Annotated in this window: 21 protein-coding genes and 1 tRNA gene; 7 read left to right on the top strand and 15 right to left on the bottom strand. The window is 69.3% G+C overall.

The features are described from left to right. The first annotated feature begins 5 nt into the window (after positions 1–5). Complete coding sequence (locus F0U44_RS16095) at positions 6–590, top strand: hypothetical protein (RefSeq protein WP_188113515.1); 585 nt, start codon at positions 6–8, stop codon at positions 588–590. A 251-nt stretch (positions 591–841) separates the two neighbouring features. Further along, positions 842–1,288, top strand: coding sequence for a pyridoxamine 5'-phosphate oxidase family protein (locus tag F0U44_RS16090; protein ID WP_149729374.1), 447 nt, complete (start codon positions 842–844; stop codon positions 1,286–1,288). Between the two features lie 3 nt (positions 1,289–1,291). Here the strand turns inward: F0U44_RS16090 and F0U44_RS16085 are convergent, their stop codons facing one another. The 10 genes from F0U44_RS16085 to dnaG all read right to left on the bottom strand — a co-directional run bounded on the left by F0U44_RS16085 (position 1,292) and on the right by dnaG (position 14,619). Further along, positions 1,292–2,107 (bottom strand): YwiC-like family protein, encoded by an 816-nt coding sequence (locus F0U44_RS16085; RefSeq protein ID WP_149729373.1) that lies wholly within the window; start codon positions 2,105–2,107, stop codon positions 1,292–1,294. Positions 2,108–2,199: 92 nt separating this feature from the next. Further along, positions 2,200–3,483 (bottom strand): MFS transporter, encoded by a 1,284-nt coding sequence (locus tag F0U44_RS16080; RefSeq protein ID WP_246160554.1) that lies wholly within the window; start codon positions 3,481–3,483, stop codon positions 2,200–2,202. 140 nt (positions 3,484–3,623) lie between these two features. Next, on the bottom strand, positions 3,624–4,973 hold the full coding sequence (locus tag F0U44_RS16075; protein ID WP_246160546.1) for an MFS transporter: 1,350 nt from the start codon (positions 4,971–4,973) through the stop codon (positions 3,624–3,626). 202 nt (positions 4,974–5,175) lie between these two features. Further along, positions 5,176–5,916, bottom strand: a complete 741-nt coding sequence (narI, locus tag F0U44_RS16070; RefSeq protein WP_149729370.1) for a respiratory nitrate reductase subunit gamma — start codon at positions 5,914–5,916, stop codon at positions 5,176–5,178. After that, positions 5,913–6,638, bottom strand: coding sequence for a nitrate reductase molybdenum cofactor assembly chaperone (gene narJ, locus F0U44_RS16065; protein WP_149729369.1), 726 nt, complete (start codon positions 6,636–6,638; stop codon positions 5,913–5,915). Before narJ ends, narI begins: the two co-directional genes overlap by 4 nt. Further along, positions 6,635–8,170: a nitrate reductase subunit beta gene (gene narH, locus F0U44_RS16060; protein ID WP_149729368.1), complete on the bottom strand. Its 1,536-nt coding sequence runs from the start codon at positions 8,168–8,170 to the stop codon at positions 6,635–6,637. The genes narJ and narH overlap by 4 nt, the downstream gene beginning before the upstream one ends. Before the next feature lies 1 nt (position 8,171). Further along, positions 8,172–11,882 (bottom strand): nitrate reductase subunit alpha, encoded by a 3,711-nt coding sequence (locus F0U44_RS16055; protein WP_149729367.1) that lies wholly within the window; start codon positions 11,880–11,882, stop codon positions 8,172–8,174. A 215-nt stretch (positions 11,883–12,097) separates the two neighbouring features. Beyond that, positions 12,098–12,170 (bottom strand) — tRNA-Asn (locus tag F0U44_RS16050). Between the two features lie 86 nt (positions 12,171–12,256). Beyond that, positions 12,257–12,742, bottom strand: coding sequence for a hypothetical protein (locus tag F0U44_RS16045; RefSeq protein WP_149729366.1), 486 nt, complete (start codon positions 12,740–12,742; stop codon positions 12,257–12,259). Next, positions 12,739–14,619, bottom strand: a complete 1,881-nt coding sequence (gene dnaG, locus F0U44_RS16040; protein ID WP_149729365.1) for a DNA primase — start codon at positions 14,617–14,619, stop codon at positions 12,739–12,741. The genes F0U44_RS16045 and dnaG overlap by 4 nt, the downstream gene beginning before the upstream one ends. 54 nt (positions 14,620–14,673) lie before the next feature. Between dnaG and F0U44_RS16035 the strand changes: the two genes are divergently transcribed. Beyond that, entirely contained in the window at positions 14,674–15,939 is a 1,266-nt protein-coding gene (locus F0U44_RS16035; protein WP_149729364.1) for a deoxyguanosinetriphosphate triphosphohydrolase, read from the top strand. Positions 15,940–16,030: 91 nt separating this feature from the next. Beyond that, on the top strand, positions 16,031–16,429 hold the full coding sequence (locus F0U44_RS16030) for a DUF5994 family protein (RefSeq protein ID WP_149729363.1): 399 nt from the start codon (positions 16,031–16,033) through the stop codon (positions 16,427–16,429). A 10-nt stretch (positions 16,430–16,439) separates the two neighbouring features. Here the strand turns inward: F0U44_RS16030 and F0U44_RS16025 are convergent, their stop codons facing one another. From F0U44_RS16025 to F0U44_RS16010, 4 genes are all read right to left on the bottom strand, one after another. After that, on the bottom strand, positions 16,440–17,219 hold the full coding sequence (locus F0U44_RS16025) for a VldE C-terminal domain-containing protein (protein WP_246160544.1): 780 nt from the start codon (positions 17,217–17,219) through the stop codon (positions 16,440–16,442). A 229-nt stretch (positions 17,220–17,448) separates the two neighbouring features. After that, positions 17,449–18,519: a tRNA dihydrouridine synthase DusB gene (gene dusB, locus F0U44_RS16020; RefSeq protein ID WP_149729417.1), complete on the bottom strand. Its 1,071-nt coding sequence runs from the start codon at positions 18,517–18,519 to the stop codon at positions 17,449–17,451. 77 nt (positions 18,520–18,596) lie between these two features. Then, the gene (locus F0U44_RS16015; protein ID WP_149729361.1) at positions 18,597–19,340 is read right to left on the bottom strand and encodes a hypothetical protein; all 744 of its coding nucleotides are present in this window, start codon (positions 19,338–19,340) and stop codon (positions 18,597–18,599) included. Between the two features lie 42 nt (positions 19,341–19,382). Further along, entirely contained in the window at positions 19,383–20,783 is a 1,401-nt protein-coding gene (locus F0U44_RS16010) for a glycine--tRNA ligase (RefSeq protein WP_246160542.1), read from the bottom strand. 127 nt (positions 20,784–20,910) lie between these two features. Here F0U44_RS16010 and F0U44_RS23060 point away from each other — a divergent pair, with 127 nt between their 5' ends. Genes F0U44_RS23060 through F0U44_RS16000 form a run of 3 tightly spaced genes read left to right on the top strand, consistent with a single transcriptional unit; the run spans position 20,911 to position 23,603 of the window. Then, entirely contained in the window at positions 20,911–21,846 is a 936-nt protein-coding gene (locus tag F0U44_RS23060) for a hypothetical protein (protein ID WP_188113514.1), read from the top strand. Then, positions 21,750–22,223 (top strand): adenylate/guanylate cyclase domain-containing protein, encoded by a 474-nt coding sequence (locus F0U44_RS16005; protein WP_188113513.1) that lies wholly within the window; start codon positions 21,750–21,752, stop codon positions 22,221–22,223. Before F0U44_RS23060 ends, F0U44_RS16005 begins: the two co-directional genes overlap by 97 nt. 9 nt (positions 22,224–22,232) lie before the next feature. Continuing rightward, the gene (locus F0U44_RS16000) at positions 22,233–23,603 is read left to right on the top strand and encodes an adenylate/guanylate cyclase domain-containing protein (protein WP_149729358.1); all 1,371 of its coding nucleotides are present in this window, start codon (positions 22,233–22,235) and stop codon (positions 23,601–23,603) included. Here the strand turns inward: F0U44_RS16000 and F0U44_RS15995 are convergent. Continuing rightward, on the bottom strand, positions 23,546–23,863 hold the full coding sequence (locus F0U44_RS15995; RefSeq protein WP_149729357.1) for an antibiotic biosynthesis monooxygenase family protein: 318 nt from the start codon (positions 23,861–23,863) through the stop codon (positions 23,546–23,548). The two genes, F0U44_RS16000 and F0U44_RS15995, sit on opposite strands and share 58 nt — an antisense overlap. Positions 23,864–23,883 lie beyond the last annotated feature (20 nt).

The following is a 23,883-nucleotide window of genomic DNA, read 5'->3' as shown; positions in this document are numbered from 1 at the left end:
ACGACATGACCGCCGTACAGCACGATCCGCAGCTCGCCGTGATGGTCGAGCAGGACATCGTCACCCACGTCAACGCACGTCGAGGGCTCGCGGCACTGAGGATCGGCTTCGGCCTGACCTTCCTGTGGGCCTTCGCCGACAAGCTTCTCGCCCTGGGCTTCCACACCGGCGTCAACGACCAGACAGGCGCGGTCGACCGCTTCGGTGACGCTGCGTGGATCCACGGAGGCAGCCCGACCTTCGGGTTCTTGAGCTTCGGGGTGCCGGCCGACAACCCGATGCACGACTTCTTCACCAGCATGGCGGGTGACACCTGGGCCGACTGGATGTTCATGCTCGGCCTGGCCGGCATCGGCGTCGCACTGACCCTGGGCATCGGCATGCGGCTCGCAGCGGTCACCGGCAGCGTCCTCTACGGACTCATGTGGCTCGCGTCGATGCCGCTGGACAACCACCCGTTCATCGACGACCACCTCATCGGCCTCGTTGCCCTGACGGTCCTGGCGCTCACCCTCGCCGGCGACACCTGGGGCTTCGGCAAGGCGTGGGCGAAGACCGCGATCGTGACGAGGATTCCCGTCCTACGCTGACGGCCGCCGCAGGCATTCTCCGTCGAAAAAGGACTTTGGTCCTTCGGCCGAAAGGCCCGCGGACCCTGCCTCGGCGCCACCGGCGAACCGACACTGAAACAAAGGCTCGCGAACCTGTCCCCTTCGCCCGCCGACACCCTCGACGCCGTCAGGTTCCCCATCGGAGCGGCGCCGGGAGCCGAAGGGCCTGGCGCTACCGCCAGGCCCTTCGGCTTGGCGACCCAACCCCGTCTGAAGACTGGAGCACACCCATGGCTTCCCTCCACGAGCTGTCCTACGACGAGTGCGACGAGCTCCTTCGCGCCGGCGTGTTCGGCCGGGTCGTCTTCAACCGGCCGACCGGCCCCGAGGTCGTGCCGGTCAACTACATGGTCGTCGGGGACGCCGTACTCGTGCGGACCGCGCCCGACACCCTGCTCGACCGGTACGCCGACGGGGTACCGCTCGTCTTCGAGGTCGACCACGTCGACTACACCCGCCGCCACGGCTGGTCCGTGGTTGCCCGCGGCATCGGGTGCCGCGTGCCGCCCCACGAGCTGCACGAGGAAGAGCGCACGGCTCCGCAACCGCCCCGGTGGGTGAACCGCGACGATGCGTCGTGGCTGCGGCTCCCCTGGGTCACCCTGACTGGCCGTCGGCTGGGGCAGGGATGGCACCCGTTGGAAGAGCTCCCTGTACGGCGAGCATCCGCCGTCTAGACCTCAGCTCGGAAGCACCATCAGGCCGGTCAGGGCCACGGCCATCAGGCAGACCAGCTCGACCATGCCGATGCGTGCGGGGCGCCACGTGGGGTCGTGGGCCCAGATCGAGCGCGCGGCCGCGAACAGGAACGCAGCCGCCAACCAGCCAGAAGCACCCGTGGCGAGGCAGACGCCCAGCATCGGTGCGGGGGCGAGGAGCGAGAAGCACCTCGACACTCGGGCGAACGTGGGGTTGGTGCGCTCGCGGATCAACGACTTCACGTGCAAGGTCGATCCGACGAGCGTCAGCCCCACGGCGACGGTCGCCGCGACGACCGGGCCGGTCGTCATCGCCCCGACCGGAAGCGCGAAGCCGTTCCGATCGGCGACGACACCGGCGAGCAACGGCACGAGCAGCGCGCACTCAACGATCAGGACGAGGTCGTTGACCAACGACCGTTCGCGACGCGTACCCGCCTGCTGCACATTCACAGCGAACAGCAACCCGTAGGCGGCAAGGCTCCAGAGCAACCACGGGTGGACGAGCAGGAGTGGAGCCCCGCCGAGCACGCACAGGGGGCCCCAGATCAGCAGGGCGCGGCGGAACCGCCCACGCCGCCGCGCTGTCAGCGTACCCGTGAGGGCCCAGCTCATCGGATAGGCCGCGACCCAGGTCACGACCAGGAGCGGTAGCCAGGGCGACCAGCCGGCCGCGGCGATGCCCATGACGACCGGCAGCCCCAGAAATCCCCACGCCCCGTGGTACGGAGGCACGATCGGCTGCCGCCTTCTCGTTGACGCCGTCGGGACGGTCGCTGGCGGGGTCGAGGTGGTCATCTCGGGTCTCCTCCCGATGGGCCAAGGGTGTGGCCCTCCCGCGAGCCGCGGCTCGCGAGAGGGCCTCGTCCTGTCCGGTCGGACCTGTCCGGTCAGGACGGCATGGGTGCGCCGGGCCGCGCATAGCGGACCCACGTGATCACGATGCAGAGCACCGCGAAGGCGGCCCCGATCGCGTAGAACGCGGCCGGCGACATCATGGTGAGGCCCACGCCGAAGAAGAACGGGCCGAAGGCCGCGATCCCACCCGTCCAGCCGATGACCCCACCTGCCTGGCGGCGTTCGAAGATCATCGGCATCTGCTTGAACGTCGCCGCGTTGCCGATGCCAGCGAACAGGAAGATCGCCATCATGCCGTAGAGGAAGTGGTGGAAGTCGGCGTCCAGCGCTGCGGCTCCAGCTGCGGGATCCGGGGTGAGCGTGGTCATCGTGTAAAGGATCGAGGCGAGGATGCCGATCCCGCTCACCAGCGTCCAGCGTGCTCCCCCGAAGCGGTCGGTGAGGGGTGCGAACAGCACGCGCGCCGCGGCGCCCACGAGCGGGCCGAGGAACACGAGCTTCACCGGATCCGGTACGTCGTACCCGGCGACCAGGAGCTGCGTGGAACCGTCGGGAAGGGTGGCGACGATCTCGGCGTTGCCGGCGCCGTAGAGGTTCTTCAGCAGGAGTCCGAACTGTCCCGCCAAGCCGGCGAACGTCCCGAAGGTCATGACGTAGAGCAGGGTCATGCACCAGGTGTCCGGGTTGCTGAAGATGTCGAACTGCTCGCGGATGTTGGCGCGCACCGGCACCGACTTCAACAGGGTCCAGGCGAGCACGGCACCGACGATCACGAACGGCACGTAGACGAACGCCGCGTTCTGGTACCAGACGTCGTGCGTGGGCTTGCCCGGGGCACTCGCGGTCTGGGCGGCGCCGAGGAACCCCACCATCGAGAAACCGATGATCCACGGGGTCACGAACTGGACGAGCGAGACACCGAAGTTGCCGAGGCCCGCCTGCAAGCCGAGGGCAGTTCCCTGGAGCCGTCGGGGGAAGAAGTACGACGTCGACGGCATGAAGCCCGAGAATGCTCCCCCGCCGATGCCGGACAGCGCGGCGAGCGTGAGGAGCCACGCGTACGAGGTGTCTGGGTTCTGCACAGCGATCCCCCAGCCGACCAGCGGGATCGCGAGCAGCAGGGTCGTGAGAGTGACCAGTCGACGGGTGCCGAGGATCGGCGGCAGCACCATCCAAACGAGACGGAGCACGCCGGCCGAGAGCCCGGGAATCGCGACGAGCCAGTAGAGCTGGTCCTTGCTGAGCACGAACCCGATGTCGTTCAACTTGGGTGCGATCGCGCTGGCGATGAACCAGGAGGCGAAGGCCAGGGTCAGCGTGCCCGTCGAGACAGCGAGGGTCTGCCACGCGAGGCGTCGATCCCAGGTCTCCTCGTTCTCGGGATCCCAGTCGTGCAGCCACTCTCCGGTGGAAGGGCTTCTCCCGCCATGGCGGGACGGGCTGTCGATCGTGCTGGTCATCGGTTGGCCTCCATGGTCGTGCCAGCGGCGCCGGCAGGGTCGAAGTGGGCCCGACGGCCGAGCCGCCGGCCGGGGAGATGGGGGTGCTCGAAGTGGTCGGAGAGCTCCGGCGACTCGTGCTGAAGTAGCGCGAGCACCGTGCGGTGCATCCAGGCGAAGCACACCGCGGTGAGGACGAAGAGGACGAAGAACGTGGCGGACGGCAGGCCCGTCCAGCTCGTCGCGTAGGCGAACAACGGCGGCAGCAGGAAGCCCCCCAGGCCCCCCAACATGCCGACGAGCCCGCCCACCGCACCCACATCGCGCGGGAAGTACTCGGGAATGTGCTTGTAGACGGCCGCCTTGCCGATGCCCATCGCACAGCCCAGGACGAACACCGTGACGACGAAGAGCTCGAGGCTCATCGCGAAGGGGAGCACGTCTGCGGTGCCGTTGTTGCCGCTGACCTCCACCACGATGTGGCCATTGGGCATCATCAGCAGGGCAGTGGCAGCGAGCATGACGCCGAACGTCCAGTACATGACCCGCCGGGCGCCGATCCGGTCCGAAAGTGCTCCGCCGACCGGGCGGAGCAGGCTGGCGGGAAAGATGAAGGTCGCCGTGAGAAGTGCGCCGGTCGTCAGTGAGACGCCGAAGGTGTCGACGTAGTACTTCGGCAACCAGGCCGCCAAGGCGACGTACGCCCCGAACACCGCGACGTAGTAGCTGCTGAAGCGCCACACGCGCACCTCCCGCAGCGGGACGAGCTGCTCTCGGATCGACCGACCGCGCCCCGGGGAACGGTCGTGGCGCGGTACCAGGAGCCACAGAGCGACGGCGGTCACGGCAAGGAGCACCGCGTAGATCACGGGGACCAACCGCCAACCTCCGTCGACGAAGCCGAGGTAGGTGCCGCCGGCCGTGGCGCCGATGACCGCAGGCCCGAGGAACTTCGTCACGGACGCCCCGACGTTGCCCGCGCCGAAGAGCCCGAGGGCGAAGCCCTGTCGCTCGCGCGGGAACCAGGCTGAGTTCCAGGCGACGCCCGCGGTGAACGCGTTGCCAGCGAGGCCGACGAGGAAAGCGAGGACCAGCAAGGTGCCGTAGCTGTGGACCTGCGCGACAAGGTAGGAGAACACCGCAGTGGTGAGCAGGAAGAACGTGAAGACCACTCGACCTCCCCAACGGTCGGCGGCAATGCCAGCAGGGAGCCGCCAGATCGAGCCGTTGAGGATGGCCACCGCCGAGAGCCACGACAGCTGGACGTCCGAGAGTCCGAGCTCATCGCGGATCGGGACCCCGAGGACTCCGAACATCAGCCAAGCGGCGAACAGCAGGGTGAACGCGAAGGTCGACAATGCGAGCACTCGGTTGGCTCCGGGCGGTGCAGGATCGGGTCGACCTTCGTCACTTTCGGTCGGCGGCGCAGGTGCGTCGAGAAGGGCCATCATCAGCTCCGGTCGATTTGGTCGTCGCAGCCCGGTACGGCGCTGCTCCACCACGATCGGCCGCGGACCACCCCGGAGCTCAGGGTCGAAGGTCCTGACAGCGGTCGGTGGAGGTCCTCGGTCATCGGTTGGTCCCGTGGGCGGACGCGCGACGGACCACCGCCGGGGGCGGCATCGGCACCGGTGGAGCGCCGACGCGGGACCGATAGATCACGTAGGGGCGCCACAGGTAGGCCAGCGGTGCCGACCAGACATGGACGAGCCGCGTGAAGGGCCACAGCGCGAGGAGCAGGAATCCGCCGAGTGCGTGCGCCTGGTAGACCAACGGCGCTTCGACCATCAGGTGCGGCTCGGGGTGCAGCCAGAAGACGCCGCGGAACCACACGGCGAGCGATTCCCGGTAGTCGAACCCTGGCCCGATGAGATTCACGCCCACGGTGGCCGTCATCCCGAGCAGAGCCATCGTGCCGAGGGTTGCGAAGAGCGCCTTGTCCGCGACGGTGGTCCCGCGGAACACCCGTGGCGTCAGCCGGCGGCGGGCGATGAGGAGAGCCAGACCGGCGCACATCATCGCGCCGGTGAACGCTCCGCCCCAGACGGCGACGACGTGGTAGGCGTGCTCGCTGACCCCGACGGCCTCGGTCCACCCGGCTGGGATCAAGAGGCCGATCGCGTGGCCGCCGATGACGCCGAACGCGCCGAGGTGGAACAGCGGTGACGCGAGCCTCAGGATGCGGCTCTCGAGCAGCTGGCTGGTGTGGGTGGTCCAGCCGAACTGGTCGTGGCGCCAGCGCCACACGTGGCCGATCACGAACACGGTGAGGCAGAGGTAGGGAAGGACGATCCAGATCACGATGCTCATGCGGGCTGCTCCGTCCGGAAGTGGGCCGCGTGGCTGCAGGCGGCATCGACGTGCTCCTCGAACCCTGGCCCGAGGCCGATCGCGTCGACGTCGGCGCCGTACGGCGCGAGACCGACCGACTCGACCGGGGGTCCGTCCTGGGCAAGCGCGTGGATCGCCGTCCGGTCGGCCTCAGTGAGCGGCGGGAGCGCGCCGATCACGGCGTCGAGCAGATACCGGTACGGCGAGCCGGCCTCCTCGAGCGCGGCACGGAGCACCTCCAGGCCCCGTCGGTGCTGGCGCAAGGGCGCTTCACCGTCGCCGGGCCCGGCTACCGCGGCAAACTCCAGGACCAAGGGCAGCAGGTCCGGCAGCTCTCCGTCGCGGAGCCGGAGCCCCTGGGCTCGGTAGCGCTGCTTGAGGGTGAGGAGCGCGAGCCCGCGCTTGCGGGTGTCGCCGTGGAGGTAGTAGGTCAAGTAGAGCCCCGAGCGCCGGCGGAGGTCGAATGTCCGCACGTAGTGCTGCTCCACCTCCTGCGGATCGCTCGCGGCAAACCAGTCGAGGAACCGAGTGAGCAGGTCGCGACACTCGCTGTCACCGATCTCGTCGACGGCCGCCCGCATCTCGGAGATCCCCGCTCGGGTCCGCTCGTCGGGGTAGATCAGAAGCAAAGAGGCGAGGTCGAAGAGTCGAGTCCGATCCGGTCCGGCGACGGGGTTGGCCGCGAGTGCGCGCGCGCTCATCGTTCGCCCCCCACCGGCCCGAGGGCGAGGTCGACCGGACCGCCCCCGCCCATCCCGGGGCCGCCGGGCCCGTCCAACGAGCAGAGCGCGGAGTCCGCTTGCTCCTCCAGCGATGCGGCGTCCCTGCTGTAGGCCGCGGGGATCACGTAGCGCTCGTCGTACTTGGCGATCGCGAGCAGGCGGTACATCGCCTCGACCTCCTGGCCGGTCATGCCGATCGCTTCGCACAGCTCCTCGGCGACCGTCCCGTCGAGGGTGCGGGCCCGCATGTAGGAGCGCATCGCGGCCAGCTTCATCAGCACCCCGGCGACGGCGTCGGCGTCGCCGGCCGTGAACAGCTCGGCCAGGTACTCCACGGGGATCCGCAAGTCGCGGATCGTGTGGAAGACATCGTCCGCGTCGGTATCGTCCCGACCGGCCGCTCCGACCGCGTCGAGGACGGGCGAGAGCGGCGGGACATACCAGACCATCGGGAGCGTGCGGTACTCCGGGTGGAGTGGCAGCGCGATCTGGTAGTCGCTGATGAGGCGCCACACGGGCGACTGCTGAGCGGCGAGGACCCACTCCTCCGGAAGCCCGGCTTCGTGGGCGAGCCGCATCGTCTCGGGGTCGTGCGGGTCGAGGAAGGTCGCCCGCTGGGCGGCAAGCAGCTCTCGGTCGTCCTGGACGGAGGCAGCCGCCAGGACCGCGTCCTCGTCGTACAAGACGATGCCCAGGTAGCGCAGCCGACCGACGCACGTCTCCGAGCAGATCGTCGGCTGGCCTGCCTCGATCCGCGGGAAGCAAAACGTGCACTTCTCGGCCTTGCCGGTGGCGTGGTTGACGTAGACCTTCTTGTAAGGGCACGCCGTGACGCACATGCGCCACCCGCGACACCGGTTCTGGTCCACGAGGACGATCCCGTCCTCCTCGCGCTTGTACATCGCGCCGGACGGGCAGGCCGAGACGCAGGCCGGGTTCAGGCAGTGCTCACAGATCCGCGGCAGGTGGAACATGAAGGTCTTCTCGAACTCGAACTTCACCCGAGCGGCAGCCTCGGCCGGCATCGACACGATGTTGGGGTCGGTCCCGGCGCGCTCGTGAGCGCCGCCGAGGCTGTCCTCCCAGTTCGCTCCCCACTCCAGGCTGATCGGCTCGCCGGTCAGCGCCGAACGGGGCTGCTTGACCGGGGTGTCCGCGAGTCCGCCGGGGGCGTTGACGAGCACGTCCTTGTCGAAGGTCGCGGGCTCGTAGTAGTCCTCGAGGGTCGGCAGATCAGGGTTGGCGAAGATCCGGGAGAGCCGCCGCGCCCGCCCACCGGACCGGAGGACCAGACGACCCTTGGCGTCCAGTCGCCACCCGCCCTTCCATCGCTCCTGATCCTCGTAGTGCTTCGGGTAGCCGATGCCAGGCTTGGTCTCGACATTGTTGAACCAGACGTACTCGGTCCCTTCCCTGTTGGTCCACGTCTGCTTGCACGTGACCGAACAGGTGTGACAGCCGATGCACTTGTCGAGGTTCATCACCATGGCGACCTGGGCGCGAAGGCGCATGTTAGTACTCCACTTCCTGGGTGCGCCGACGTACGACGGTGATCTCGTCGCGTTGGCTGCCGATCGGGCCGTAGTAGTTGAAGGCGTAGGTCATCTGCGCGTGCCCGCCCGCGAGGTGCGTCGGCTTGATCAGCAGTCGCGTGAGGGAGTTGTGGTAGCCACCGCGCCGCCCGTTGCCGCGCCCGTCCGGCTCGGTCTTGGGCACGTTCACGGTGCGCTCGGGTGAGTGGTACTGGAAGGCGGTGCCCTCGGGCATCCGGTGGCTGACCACCGCTCGCGCGACGATCACCCCGTTGCGGTTGACCGCCTCGACCCAGTCGTTGTCGGCGACGCCGATCTTCGCGGCGTCCTCGACGCTCATCCACAGCACCGGGCCACCGCGCGACAACGCGAGCATCAGCTCGTTGTCGTGGTACATCGAGTGGATCGACCACTTGGCATGGGGCGTCAGGAACCGCACGGTGACGCCGCCGTCGGCGAGCTCGCCGGGCCGTCCGAAGTGACGCGCCATGTTGAGCGGCGGTCGATAGCCGGGCAGGTGCTCCCCCAGCTCGGCGACCCAGTCGTGCTCGACGAAGAAGTGCTGCCGTCCGGTGAGCGTGTGCCACGGCTTGCGACGCTCGACGTTGATGGTGAACGGCGAGTAGCGCCGGCCATCCTTCTCCGATCCCGACCACTCAGGGCTGGTGAAGACCGGCTGGGGCGCCTCCTGGGTGGCGGCATACGTAACGTGGTCGCGCTCGTGGCCCTCGACCAGGTCCGTGAAGCGTCGGCCGGTCCGTGCCTCCAGCTTCGTGAAACCTTCATGGGCGACCCGACCGTTGGTCGTGCCCGAAAGTGCAAGGATCGCCTCACACATCCGGTCGGCGGTCTCCACCGAGGGTCGTCCCGCGAACGGCCCGTCAGCGATCACGCCGTTCTGGTGACGCAGGTAGTCGATCTCGGCGGTCACGTCGACCGTGATCGCCTTGGTCGTCGTACCGAGCGTGTCGAGCAGCGGTCCGACAGCGCGCATCTTCGCGCCGATGAGCGTGTAGTCGCGCTCGATCTCGATCAGCTTGGGCATCGTGATGCCGGGGATCGGCTCACACTCCCCCAGCCGCCAGTCGCGCACGCGCCCCGACGGCGTGACGAGCTCGTCAGGGGTGTCGTGCTGCATCGGCGCGGCCAGGACGTCGCGCCGGACACCGAGGTGGGTCACCGCCAGCTCGCTCACCTTGTCGGCCAGCGCGAGGAACGCGTCGTAGTCGGTGTGCACGTCACCCGGAGGCGGGACCGCCGGCGAGAACGCGTGCACGAACGGGTGCATGTCGGTGGTGGAGATGTCGTGCTTCTCGTACCAGGTCGCTGCCGGCAGGACCACGTCGGCGTGGAGCCCGGTGTTGGTCATCCGGAAGTCGATCGCGGTGAGCAGGTCGAGCTTTCCGGTCGGCGCCTCCGGGCGCCAGGTCACGTCGCGCGGCCGTTCGGCGGGCTCGCACTCATCGGCGGACGCCAGCGAGTCCACCCCGAGTAGGTGGCGCATGAAGAACTCGTTGCCCTTGCCCGAGGAGCCGAGCAGGTTCGCCCGCCACAGGGTGAGGCAGCGGGGGAAGTTGGCGGGGTCATCCGGGTCGTCGGCGACCGCGCGGAGGCGACCGTCCTTGAGCTCGTTGACGACGTGCTCCGCGGTGGCGATCCCCAGCGCCGCCGCTTCGTCGGTGAGGTCGAGCGGGTTGCGGTTGAACGACGGGTGGCCCGGCGACCATCCCATCCGCTGCGCTGCGGCGACCGTGTCGGCGAAGGTCATGCCGGCGAGGCGCCCGGTCCCCAGCGGGGAGGCGAGCTCATCGGCCGGCACCTTCTCGTAGCGCCACTGGTCGGTGTGGAGGTACCAGAACGGCGTGCTCGCCTGGTGGCGCATTGGCCGCTGCCAGTCGAAGGCGAAGCTCATGTGCTGCTGCCCGGTGATCGGACGCGCCTTCTCCTGACCGACGTAATGGGCCCAACCCCCGCCGTTGACGCCCTGACACCCGGTCAGGGTCACGAGTGCGATGAACGCGCGGTAGGTCATGTCGGAGTGGAACCACTGGTTGGCCCCGGCACCGAGGGCGATGAGTGAACGGCCGCGACTGCGCTCGGCATTGCGTGCGAACTCCCGAGCGATCCGTTCGGCGAGCTGGGCGGGAACACCCGTGAGCCGCTCCTGCCACGCGGGGGTGTGGGGCGATTCAGCGTCGTCGTACGACGTCGGCCACTCGCCGGGAAGGTCACCCCGCCGCACGCCGTACTGCGCCATCAGGAGGTCGAAGACGCCAGTGACCAGACGGCCCCCGACGCTCGCGACCGGGACACCCCGGCGCATCGTCGAGCCGCCCTCCGTCTCGCCGATGTCGAAGCGCGCCAGGTCGACCTCGACCGCACCGGTGGCGTGGTCGATGACGCCTAGGGCCGGCACGACTCCGTCGAGGTCGAGGTTCCAGTGCCCCTCCCCCTCGGGTCCGTACCGGAAGCCGAGGGAGCCGCCCGGCACCACCGGTGCTCCGCTGACGTTGTCGAGCAGCACCGTCTTGTGGTCGGCCCCCTGGCTGTCGTCACCGAGGTCGCGCGCGGTCAGGAACCGGTCAGCCGCGTAAACCCCCGGCTCCCGCTCACGAAGGGTCACCAGGAACGGGAGGTCGGTGAAGGAGCGGACGTAGTCGGTGAAGTAGGGCACTTCGCGGTCGCGGAAGAATTCGGTGAGGATGACGTGGCCCATCGCCATCGCAAGCGCCCCATCGGTGCCGGGGTGGGGCGCCAGCCAGTCGTCGGCGAACTTGACGTTGTCGGCATAGTCGGGGCTCACCGCGACCACCTTCGTGCCGCGGTAGCGAGCCTCGGCGAGGAAGTGCGCGTCAGGCGTGCGGGTCACCGGGATGTTCGAGCCCCACATCATCAGATAGGTCGCGTTCCACCAGTCCCCCGCTTCGGGGACGTCGGTCTGGTCGCCCCAGACCTGGGGCGAGGCGATCGGAAGGTCGGCGTACCAGTCGTAGAAGCTCAGCAGGGTGCCCCCCAACAGTGCGTGGTAGCGGGTGCCGGCGGCGAAGGACGCCATCGACATCGCTGGGATCGGCGAGAACCCGACGACCCGATCCGGCCCGAAGGTCTTGGTCGTGTAGACGTGGGCCGCGGCCACCATCGTGATGGCTTCATCCCACGTCGCACGCACGAAACCGCCCCGGCCGCGCTGGCTCTTGTAGGCCGACGCCTTGCGGGGGTCCTCCACGATGTCGGCCCAGGCCGCCACCGGGTCGCCGTACCGCTTGAGACCGGCGCGGAACATCGTCATCAGCGACCCCCGCACGTAGGGGTGACGGACTCGGGACGGTGAGTACTCGTACCAGGAGAACGATGCGCCGCGCGGGCAGCCGCGCGGCTCGTAGTCGGGGCTGTCCGGTCCCGTCGTCGGATAGTCGGTCGCCTGGTGCTCCCAGGTGATCAGGTCGTCCTTGACGAAGACGTTCCACGAGCACGACCCGGTGCAGTTCACGCCGTGCGTCGAGCGCACCACGCGGTCGTAGCTCCAGCGGTCGCGGTAGAAGGACTCCCAATTGCCGGAGTCGATCTGGTGCAGGGTCCGCCCGTGGTCGGCCACCGTCTCCTTGGTGAAGAAACGGCGTACGCCGAGGAGCGCGGTGTGGCCAGGCAGATGGTCGTTTCCCGGCGGGTTCGGGTGCGGTGGGTGAGGCACGACGGGGTCGCTCCTTCGAGGGTCCGGCTCGATGTCGACCGGCCGCCTCTGCCTGTCGGCATGGGGTCACCAGTCGGGTGCATCACCACCATCCGACGAAGGGACCACCCACGGGATCTGCCGCCGGACCCTGATCAGCGGGACCTTCGTCCCCGGCGCCCATGAGAAACGGCCCGTGGCTGCGTCTCCGCAGCCACGGGCCGTTTCCTACTTTGCTCCCCCGGTTGGACTCGAACCAACAACCCTCCGGTTAACAGCCGAATGCTCTGCCAGTTGAGCTACAGGGGACCGGCGCCCGGACTCAGCCGGACAGCGAACACAGATTAGCAAGGTCGGTCCGCGGCGATGAAATCGGACCCGCATCTTCGGGTCGGCTACTCCCCCACGTCGGCGCGAGCAGCTGCCAACGCCGCGTCGACGACCTCGACGACCATCGGATCGGCGGGATCGAGCCCGGCGTCGTAGTCGACGAACCAGGCGATCGGACCGGCGCCGGCCGGCGCGCGACGACCGAGCACCCGCGCGCCCAGTCGGTCCCGCACCGTCACGTGCCGCTGGACCACGATGCTGGCCGTGACGCGCTCCCGGACCAGCGAGAGGAGCCGGTCGGGGTCGGTCAGCACGAGGCGGTGCTCGACCTGCGCCTCGCCGAAGGTGCCGACCTCGACCACGTGGAGCTCACGCTCGTCGATGTCCCAGTCGGCCTTGGCGATCTCTTGCCACGGCAACCGCGACGGATCGCGACCGGGCAGGTGGAAGGCGTCGCGGCTACCGCCGACGAGGGTCCCGTCAGCCGTCTCGGCCCAGGCCAGCAACCGCTCGCCGCGCTGGAGCGACGGCGTCCGAGGACGGCGCCTCACGACCCGACGATCCGGTCACGGAGTGTGCGTCGGTGCTGCTCGAGGGCGGCGAGCTCGCCGAACATCTTGTTGTAGTCGTCGGCCTGATCGATCGGGTTGGTCCGCTGGAGGCGGGACTTCACCTCCGCGATCCGACGCAGCGTGGTCAGCTCGAGCAGCCGGAAGACGTGGTGGGCGACGTACGACGAATCCGGCTCGCGCGCCGCCAGGATCGGCTCGACAGCGAGGGCGCTCACGGCCGAGACGACCTCGGGATCGTTCGCTGCATCGCTGATCTTGCTCACCCAGCCCGGGTCGCCGTCGCCCGCGGCCGGGCCGCCTGCGGCCTCGATGAGCGACCACACCGCCTGGTAGGTCGGGTGGGTGAAGTCGTTGGTGCCGATGTCGGCCGTGGTGCGGCCGATCGCGATCGGGTGCTGGAGCACAAGCTTGAGGGTCTCGCGTTCCATGCCGAAGCGCGGGTCACGCAGGTCGGGCAGCTCGCGCCGCGCCGGCCGGGCGTCGATCTGCTCCTGATGCTGCTGAGCGGCGGCTCGGTCGTCGGCCTTGGCGCCACGGGCGGCGGCACGACGCACCTCGGTGCGGGCCTCTTCAGGGTCGACCCCGACCAGGCCGGCGAGCTCTCGGGCGAACGCGTCGACCTTCGACTTGTCCCGCACGCTTGCGACCAGGCGGGCCGCCTCACGCAGTGCGTCGACCCTGCTGTCGGCACGGTCGAGGTCGTACCGGCTGACTGTGTTGGCGAGGACGAACCGGTAGAGCGGTTGGCGGGTCGCGATCAGCTCGCGCACCGCAGCGTCACCCTGCTTGATCCGCAGGTCGCAGGGGTCCATGCCGTCGGGGGCGACCGCGACGTAGGTCTGCGCGACGTATTGGTGGTCGCCGTGGAAGACCTTCAACGCTGCCTTCTGCCCGGCGGAGTCACCGTCGAAGGTGAAGATCACCTCACCCCGGAACTCCTCGTGGTCAGCCAGCAACCGCCGGAGCACCTTCGCGTGCTCGTCACCGAAGGCCGTGCCGCAGGTCGCGACGGCCGTGGTGACGCCAGCCAGATGACAGGCCATCACGTCGGTGTAGCCCTCGACGATGACGGCCTGCGAGGACCGCGCCATCTCGCGGCGCGCGAGATCGACCCCGTAGAGGACGTTGCTCTTCTTGTAGATCGGAGTCTCGGAGGTGTTGAGGTACTTCGCCTCGATCTTGTCGTCGTCGAAGATCCGCCGCGCACCGAAGCCGATCGTCTCGCCCGAGGTCTCCCGGATCGGCCAGAGGAGCCGACCACGGAACCGGTCGTAGGGACTGCGACCGACGGCCACCAGGCCCGCCGTCACGACCTCGTCGAGCGTGAACTTCCGCTCGCGGAGATGACGCCACAACGCCTCGCCGTCCCGCGGCGCGAACCCGACGCCGAACTTCTCGGCCGCCGCCTGGTCGAAGCCGCGCTCGGCGAGGAACTGCCGGGCGGTCAGTGCGTCGGGCAGACCGAGCTGGTCGGCGTAGTACTCCTGCGCGACCGCGTGCGCCTCGATCAGCCGGCGTCGCTGCGGTCCCTTGGGGCGGTCGTCGTTGCCCTCCTCGCGGACCACCTGCACGCCGTACTTGTCGGCGAGGCGTTCGACCGACTCGACGAACGACAGCCCGTCGATCTTCATCAAGAAGGCGATGACGTCGCCACCTTCCTGACAGCCGAAACAGTGGAAATATCCGCGGCTGGGCGTCACGTGGAACGACGGCGACTTCTCGTCGTGGAAGGGGCACAGGCCCTTCTGGGATCCGCCGCCGGCATTGCGGAGGGTGACGTAGGAGGAGACGACCTCGTCGATGTGGGCCTTCTCGCGCACCGCGGCGATGTCTTCGTCGCGGAAACGGCCGGCCATGCTCGGATCCTAGGCGTAGGTCCCCACACGTCGCCTGCCGGTAGTGTCCGGCCGGTGGATGAGGTCGAGAAGCGCTACGACGCGGCCGACCGCGAGCGGATCGTGCCCGAGCCGCCGAAGCGGGTCGACGCGCCCGAGCGGAAGCCGTTCGAGCGTGACCGGGCGCGCGTCGTCCACGCAGCGTCGTTCCGGCGGCTCGCCGCCAAGACACAGGTGGTCGGCCCACAGAGCGACGACTTCGTGCGCAACCGGCTGACCCACAGCCTCGAGGTCGCCCAGATCGCGCGCGACCTCTCCCGCGCCCTCGGCACGCACCCCGACATCGCCGAGACCGCCGCACTCGCGCACGACCTCGGTCACCCGCCGTTCGGCCACAACGGCGAGCGCGCCCTCAACCGGCTCGCCGCCGACCACGGAGGCTTCGAGGGCAACGCGCAGACCCTGCGCCTGCTCACTAGGTTGGAGGCCAAGACGCCGGGCGCGGGCCTCAACCTGACCCGAGCGACGCTCGACGCCTGCACGAAGTACCCCTGGCCGCTCGCCGGGGCACCTGTCCCCGGGGGTGTCCACGCCGACGGGATGACGCGCGAGGGCGCCAAGTTCGGTGTGTACGACGACGACCTGCCGGCCTTCGACTGGCTCCGCCAGGGGGTCACTGACAGCAGGCGGCGCTGCGTCGAGGCCCAGGTGATGGACCTCGCCGATGACGTCGCCTACTCGGTCCACGACGTCGAGGACGGCACGGTCGCGGGCACGATCGACCTCACCCGCCTCGACCGCGCGGCGGTGTGGGAGACGGTCCGCTCCTGGTACGCCCCGGACCTGAGCGACGCCGACCTCGACGCGGTCCTGGCCCGCCTCCAGCAGATCGGCAGCTGGCCGACCGCGGCCTACGACGGCACCCGAGGCAGCCTGGCCGCGCTGAAGAACCTGACGAGCGACCTCATCGGTCGCTTCTGCGGCGCTGTGCAGCAGGCCACGTTCGCCGCGAGCGCGGGTCCGTTCGTCCGCTACCGCGCCGACCTGGTCATCCCGGCAGACACGTGGACCGAGATCACCGTCCTCAAGGGCGTCGCAGCGCATTACGTCATGCAGGCCGACGAGCGGGTCGCCGTACAGGCGCGTCAGCGCGAGCTGCTCGCCGAGCTCGTGACCGTGCTGCTCGACCGTGCGCCCGACGAGCTCGACGAGGCGTTCCTCGCCGACTGGCAGGACGCGACGGACGACTCTGCCCGGTTCCGGGTGGTCATCGACCAGGTCGCCTCACTCACGGACGCCTCTGCCGTCGCGTGGCACGCGCGGCTCGCCGCGACTCGCTGACCCGTCGACCCCTCGGACGTAGACTCGATGCAGGTCGAGGAGTACCGGCACATCCTGCGCCGGGCCGCCGACCCCCAGGAGAGGTGGCGCCATGGGTGCCCCGAGTTCCGTCTATCCGTTCCGAGCGCCCGCACCACTGGGCGCTCTGCGGCTCGACCTGGCGCCCACCTTCGGTCACGCCGCTGTCGACGGCAGGTGGCGGCCCTACGGACGTGACCTCGCTAGGGAGGCGGCACACCTGGTCGACGACTTCCCCATCGACCGCGGTCGGATCGACCGGATCGCCTATGTCCGTGACGACTGGGATGCCGGCGTCACGGAGGTCTACACCCGGCGGGGCAAGGTCAAGATCGGCCTGCTCCCCGACGATCACCCCGCGGGCTTGGTACTGCTGCGCCTCGTCGGGGTTGGCATCGTCCGCGTGCGCGTCGACTGGATCGCCCCCACCGCACTGCTGCGCGTCTACAACAGTGACGCGCCGGCTCGTTGACAGACGTGCGTCAGTAGACCGACACGTGCACGTGGTCGTAGTGGTTGGCGGTGGCTGAACCGCGGTTCTCCATCGCCCGCCAGCCCTCACCGGCGCGCTCGGGCGTCCAGATGTGCTGGCGCCAGATCACGTCGTAGAGGCCGAGCTCGGAAGCGTGCGCACGGAGGAACTCCGCGATCGCAGTGCCGAGCGTGACGTCGCTGGTCATGATGTCGATCGCGCGACCCGACGAGTGCTCGCCGTGCGCGTCCCAGCCGCCGTAGGACGTGACCTGCGGGAAGGCGTTGCAGACCGAGCGGTAGACGTAGACAGCCTTGTCGGTCAGGCCGTTCTCGACCGACGGGTCCGGGCACGGATCCATCGAGAGCCCAGCGCCGACGCCGACCGGCTTGTCGGCGCTGAGGTAGCCCTGGGTGACCCAGCGAGCGTCGCCCTCGACGACGATCTCGACGCGGTCCTTGAGCTTGCGGCCCGTGACGAGGACCTTTTTGCCGGCCTTGATCTCGCCGACCTTCTTGGCCTTGTCGTCAGGACGCGTCCAGAGGTTCAGCTCCGAGGTGGTCCAGAGCCGCTTGTCGGCCTTCTTGATGGCCTGGGCAGTCGCCTTGTCGCTGAGCAGCTCCTCGAGCTGGCTCAGGTCCTTGGCCTCAGCGCCACCGCGCTCGCCGCCGAGTTCACGAGAGACCACGGCATCGCGGTCGCCGGTGCCGCCGGCCACGCCCGCGGCGAAGTTGGAGGCGGGCGGCAGGTCGTCCGTCGTCGCGGAGGATCCCGCGACTCCGACGGCCACTGCCGCACCGGTTGCTAGTACTGCCAAGGGGCCCGCTACCAGCGCTGCCCGAGGCCGGCGTCGCGCGGTTTCCCGCTTGTGGCTGTTGGTGGCCACGCGCTGATTCCTTTGCTTTCGCTGTCAGAAGTTCGTGCCTTTTCCACGGTCGTGGTCCGGGCACGAAGTTCTACTAGAGCACACGACTTTTGACCTGCCGAATCCTCGCGGCGTGTCTTTACCGTGGGCTGGGTCACCCTCCGGTGGTCTCGTCGACCGATTCCTGGAGGTGGCAGTCGCTGCCGTCGGCGTCGTCGAGCCACCCCTCCGGGAGCACCACACGCGACCGCGGCGAGCCCTGCCGACCGCGCGGCGCACCGAGCTCGGCGACCGGGAACGGCTCGTTCGGGTCGAGCTCGGCCAGCAACAGATCGAGGTCCGCGAGCGTGCTCACGAGGCCGAGATCACGCCGTCGCTGACCCCCGGCGCCGAAGCCCTTGAGATACCAGCTGACGTGCTTGCGGAACTCCTTGCAGCCCCGCTCCTCCCCCATGTGCTCGACGAGCAGCTCGGCGTGGCGACGCATCATCGCGGCCACCTCCCCGAGGTTGGGCAGCGTCGTGACGTCGCCACCTTCGAAGGCTGCGGCGAGGTCGCGGAAGATCCAGGGCCGCCCGAGGCAGCCGCGGCCGACGACGACACCGGCCGCCCCCGTCTGCTCCACCATGCGTACGGCGTCCGCCGCCTCCCAGATGTCGCCGTTGCCCAGCACCGGGATGCTGACATGGTCGACGAGGGCGCCGATGGCCTCCCAGTCGGCCTGCCCGGAGTAGGCCTGGGCGACGGTCCGCCCGTGCAGGGCGATCGACGCGCAGCCGGTCTCCTGGGCGATCCGGCCCGCGTCGAGGTAGGTCAGGTGATCGTCGTCGAGGCCCTTGCGGGTCTTCATCGTGACCGGGACGCCGTAGGGCGCGGCGGCCGCGACCGTGTGCTCGAGGATGCGCGCCAGCAGCCCGCGCTTCCAGGGCAGCGCTCCCCCTCCGCCCTTGCGGGTCACCTTGGGCACCGGGCAGCCGAAGTTGAGGTCGATGTGGCCGACGCCGTAGTCGGCGCACAGGATCTCCGCGGCCTTGCCGACGTAGACCGGGTCGGTGCCGTAGAGCTGCACCGAGCGCACCTGCTCGGCCTCGTCGAAGACGAGCATCCGCTTGGTCGTCTCGTCGCCCTCGACCAGCCCGCGGCTGGTGATCATCTCGCAGACGTAGAGCCCGGCGCCGTACTCGGCGCAGAGCCGTCGGTAGGCCGCGTTGGTGATGCCGGCCATCGGCGCAAGGACGACCGGCGTCGGGACGTGCAGCGACCCGAGCTGGAGGCCCGGGTGCGGCGAGGCTGAGCTGACGGTCACCCGGTCTGCTCGTCGTCCTTCTTGGGCTTCTTCTTGTCCTTGTCCTTCTTCGGCTTCTCGATCGCGGTGACCTTGCCGCTCCACGTGACGGGCTCGAGCTCGCCGACGAGGTCGAAGGCCGCGGAGCGCAGCACGACGCCCTCGGGCAGGAGGTAGACGAAGCAGAGGTCAGCCGACTCGCCCGGCATCAGCTTGTCGGGGAGGACGCCGCCCGGGCAGGGCTCGAACTCCTCGTCGCGGAAGGACAGCGGCTCGTACATGCTCGAGACGCCGGCGAAGGCGTAGAGCGGCACCAGCAGCCCGCCCACGTCGGCGTCGCTGACGTTCTTGGCCTTCACCCGCACGAAGAAGGGAATCTGACCCTTCATCTGGTCGGTGACGACCCAGCCCTCGAAGGACTCCTTGAAGGACGTCTTGTCGATCCGCTCGACGGTCAGGTCGAGCGCCACGACGCGGTCCTGCCGCGGACGCCAGGCGACGGTCGCGGTGTCGCCGAACTGGAGGGCGGCACCCGGCTCGGTCAGCGTGACCCCGGTCGGCACCGGCAGGTAGCCGGTCGAGGCCGGCTCGGTGGGCTCGGTCGCGTCCGTGCTCTCGGTGACCGAGGCCGACGCGCTCGGCTCCTCCGACTTCTTCTTGGAGTCGTCAGAGCCACCGCAGCCGGCCAGCAGGCCGACCACGAGCACGCCGCCGAGCGCCGCAGCGCCGGTGCGCCTCACCAAGGAAGAGACAGGGGTCACGCGACTCATTGTGTCAGGAACCACTGCGGGCGATGCGGAAGGTCAGCAGCCGACGAAGCGCTCGGCGAAGTAGCCCGTGAGCCGGTCGAGGCTCACCCGCTCCTGGCTCATCGTGTCGCGCTCGCGCACCGTGACCGCGTGGTCCTCGAGGGTCTCGAAGTCGACGGTGACGCAGTACGGCGTACCGATCTCGTCCTGGCGGCGGTAGCGCTTGCCGATCGCGCCGGCGTCGTCGAAGTCGACGTTCCAGTTCTGGCGGAGCTCAGCGGCCAGCGCCTTCGCCTTCGGTGACAGGTCGGCGTTGCGCGACAGCGGCAGCACCGCAACCTTGACCGGCGCCAGGCGCGGATCGAGCCGGAGCACGACTCGCTTGTCGACGCCGCCCTTGGTGTTGGGGGCCTCGTCCTCGTGGTAGGCGTCGACGAGGAAGGTCATCAGGCTGCGCGAGAGGCCCGCTGCCGGTTCGATGACGTAGGGCGTGTAGCGCTCGTTGTTGGCCTGGTCGAAGTAGGACAGGTCCTTGCCCGAGTGCTTGCTGTGGGTGCCGAGGTCGAAGTCGGTGCGGTTGGCGATGCCCTCGAGCTCGCCCCACTCCGAACCGGCGAACCGGAAGCGGTACTCGATGTCAACGGTGCGCTTCGAGTAGTGGGAGAGCTTCTCCTGGGGGTGCTCGAAGTGGCGCAGGTTGTCGGGGTCGATACCGAGGCCGACATACCAGGCCGTGCGCTCGTCGATCCAGTACTGGTGCCAGTCCTCGTCCTCACCCGGCGGGACGAAGAACTCCATCTCCATCTGCTCGAACTCGCGGGTGCGGAAGATGAAGTTGCCGGGCGTGATCTCGTTGCGGAACGACTTGCCGATCTGCGCGATACCGAACGGCGGCTTCATCCGGCTCGACGTGAGCACGTTGGCGAAGTTGAGGAAGATGCCCTGCGCGGTTTCGGGGCGCAGGTAGTGGAGGCCCGACTCGTCCTCGATGACACCGAGGTAGGTCTTGAGCATCATCTGGAAGTCACGCGACTCGGTCCACGAGCCGCGAGCGCCACAGTTCGGGCACGCGATGACCTCGTTGATGTTGACGTCGTCGGGGTTGTCGATGCCCTTCTTCGCCGCGTAGTCCTCCTGCAGGTGGTCCTCGCGGAAGCGCTTGTGACAGGACTGGCACTCCGTCAGCGGGTCGGTGAAGGTGCCGACATGGCCTGAGGCCACCCAGGTCTCGCGCGGCAGGATGATCGAGGAGTCGAGACCGACGACGTCCTCACGGCCCTGCACCATGGACTTCCACCACTGGCGCTTGATGTTGTCCTTGAGCTCGACGCCGAGCGGGCCGTAGTCCCAGGCGGAGCGGGTGCCGCCGTAGATCTCACCGCACGGGTAGACGAACCCTCGCCGCTTCGCGAGCGAGACGACGTTGTCGACGGCGGACGGCGGGGGCTTGGCCACGTGGTGCACTCCTGGGGTCGGCCGGCTGGCTGCCGGTCTGTGAGGCGTCAGCGTAACGAACCAGCCGGTCGGCGGATGACGTGGCCGGGCCTGACGACTAGCGTGATCAGACGACCCAGGAGGCTCCATGGGCGACTTCGAGTCCTACCAGCTCGCAGCAGTTGCTCTCGGCGCGTCCTTCTGCGGCCTCTCGCTGGTCTTCGCGCTCAGCCTCGAGCCCAACCGCGCCAACCTGGCCAACGCTGCCTCGGGCGTGTGCGTCGGCATCGCGTTCGCGACTCCGCTCTTCTTCCTCGACCAGGTGAGCGCGAGCGCACCCGGCCTGCTCCCCCGGCTCCAGGGCCTCTCGGAGGTGGGCGTGGGTGTCTTCTCCACCATCTACATGGCCAACCTGTTCCGCACCGCGCAGATGACCCCGCGTTCGCGTACCGCTGCGCGCTGGGTGATCCGCGTCGGCTGGGTCGAGATCGCCTGGTTCGCAGCGGCCGTGCTGCTGTTCCCCGCCCAGCGCCTCAACGACTACGAGCTCTCGGCGTTCGAACGGTCAGCTCACGACGAGTCGGGGTTCTGGCTGTTCGCGATCACGATCATCGCTCTCGGGGTGACCTACAGCTTCGGCTGGGCGCTACTCGCGACCCAGCAGATCGATCCTGCTGAGAAGGCCCGCGCGGCTGCCACCTCGGTCGCCTCGGGACTGCTCGCACTCTCGACGGCGGTGCCCTGGGAGGCATCCGGCGTCCTCGCCGTCTTGGTGATGTCGCTGGTGACGTGGGGCCACCTGCACTACGGGGCTGCCCATGCGCGGCGCGCCACCTTCCTGGGCCAATTCTTGTCCCCGCAGGTCTCGGAGATGATCGAGACCAAAGGGATCTCGACCGTCATGCGTCCCCACCAGGCCGAGCTGACGGTCATCGAGTGCGACCTGCGGGACTTCACGCCGTACTCCGAGGTGTGCCGTCGCAGGCAGTGGTCGACCTGCTGGCGGAGTACTACGACGCCGTCGGTGAGGCTGTCGCACGGCACGGCGGCACGATCACCTGCTACGCCGGCGACGGGGTGCTGATGCTCGTCGGCGCACCGCTCCCCCGACCCGACCACGCAGCCGCGGCGCTGGCCCTCGCCCAGGATCTGATCGACTCGATCAACCCTGTGCTCGAGCGATGGGCCACCAAGGTGCACCCGCTCGGGCTCGGGGTCGGGGTCGCGAGCGGCACGGTGACGGTCGGCACGATCGGCTCGACCAACCGCCTCGACTACACAGCGGTGGGCACTCCGGTGAACCTCGCGGCCCGACTGTGTTCGGCCGCCCGGGCGGGCGAGGTGTTGATGGACGAACGGACGGCGCAGCTCGCGGCGAACAGCCGGGTGAAGCGCCGCGAGGCGATGCCGGTCAAGGGGCTGATCGGCCTGCAGACCGTCTTCGAGCTCGGAGCCGTCTGAGGTTTCGGCATGGACGACGCGAACGAGTACCTGCTCGCCGGGTTCGCCATCGGCGGCATCTGCGCCGGCATCGGCCTGGTCCTGCTGACGTCGCAGGAACGCACCCGGTCCAACGTGTTGGTGGCCCTCATCTACCTGCTGACCGGGTGGGCCTACGCGAGCACCGTGCCGGCGATGGACGACGCCGCCGACGGGACGTTCGGGATGCTGACCCGGCTCCAGGGACTCTTCGAGGCCGCGGTGCCGGCGATCTCAGCGCTCTACATGCGGACCGTCCTCGACACCTCCGACGTCGACGAGCGGAGCGCCCGGAGGGTGCGGGTCGTGATCCGGATCGCCCTCGCCCTCGCCGCTTGGCACGCCGTCGCGTCGATCGTCCTCGCCGAGACCCGGCTCACCGACTACGAGCTCGCCGCGTTTGAACCCGGCGCCCTCGGGCGGACCGGGTTCTGGGTGTTCGAGGCGTACTGGTTGGTCGTCGCTGCAGCATTCCTCGTCGGCTGGGCGACCCTGGCGCGGCACCGGGTCGACCCGTCCGAACGGGACCGGGCAGCATCTCTGGCGATCGCCTCCGCGCTGCTGGTGCTGTCGATCGGATCATCGCCGGTGATCGCCGGCGTCTTCGGCAGCGTCGCGCTCCTCTGCGTCACGTGGGGTCAGTTCCGCCACACCGCAGCACGCGCCCGCCGCGGCGTCTTCCTGAGTCGCTTCCTGTCCCCACGAGTGACCGAGCTCGTCGACGCCAAGGGCCTGTCCTCGGTTATGCAGCCGCACCAGGCAGAGCTCACCGTCGTGGCGGCCGACCTGCGCAACTTCACCGCCTACGCCGAGGGGGTGCCGTCGCAGGCGGTGGTGGACCTCCTGACCGAGTACTACGACGTGGCGGGCGAGGTCGTCGGCCGGCACGGCGGGACGGTGACCGACTACGCGGGCGACGGCATCCTGGTGCTCGTCGGAGCGCCTCTCCCCCGCGACGACCACGCCGACGTCGCCCTCGCCCTCGCGCGTGACCTCCACGCTGCGATGAGCCCGGTGCTGCAACGTTGGGCGACCAAGATCCATCCGCTCGGCCTGGGGATCGGTGTGGCGAGCGGGACCGTCACGGTCGGGACCATCGAGACCAGCGAGCGGATGGAATACACGGCGATCGGCACGGCCGTGAACCTGGCGGCGCGGCTGTGCGCCGAGGCGGCCGCCGGGGAGGTCCTTGTGGACGAGGATGCCGCGCGGCTCAGCAGCGCACAGGTGGTCGAGCGGGGCGCGATGGCCGTCAGGGGTCTGACGGGCGAGCAGGTCGTCTTCACGCTCGCGCCCGAACCCGGTCAGGTGGCGCGGGACTCCGCGACGTTGAGCACCGAGTCGGGCTCGACGACCTCGTAGGCGCTGGGCTCGTCCAGAGCACGGCTGAGGATCGGGACGGCGCTCAGCTTCACGTCGTACGACGACAGCGCCCGCCGGTAGGCGCCCACGCTCTCCCACCGGGTGGTCAGCACCCAGAGGTCGGGGTCGTCGAGGTTGCGGCCGATCTCGCCGCCGACGTAGCCGGGTCGGGCCGCGAGGACGTCGTGGGCAACGGTCAGGTCGGCCCGGAACGCCGCTTCCTGCGACGCGGAGACGCGGAACCTGTTGACGACCAGCACGGGCCGACCCTACTGTCTAT

The organism is Nocardioides humilatus (genome assembly GCF_008373755.1).
Taxonomy (GTDB): Bacteria; Actinomycetota; Actinomycetes; order Propionibacteriales; family Nocardioidaceae; genus Nocardioides; species Nocardioides humilatus.
Note: the sequence above shows the minus strand (reverse complement) of the source record. Positions and strands in the feature narration are given on the sequence as shown.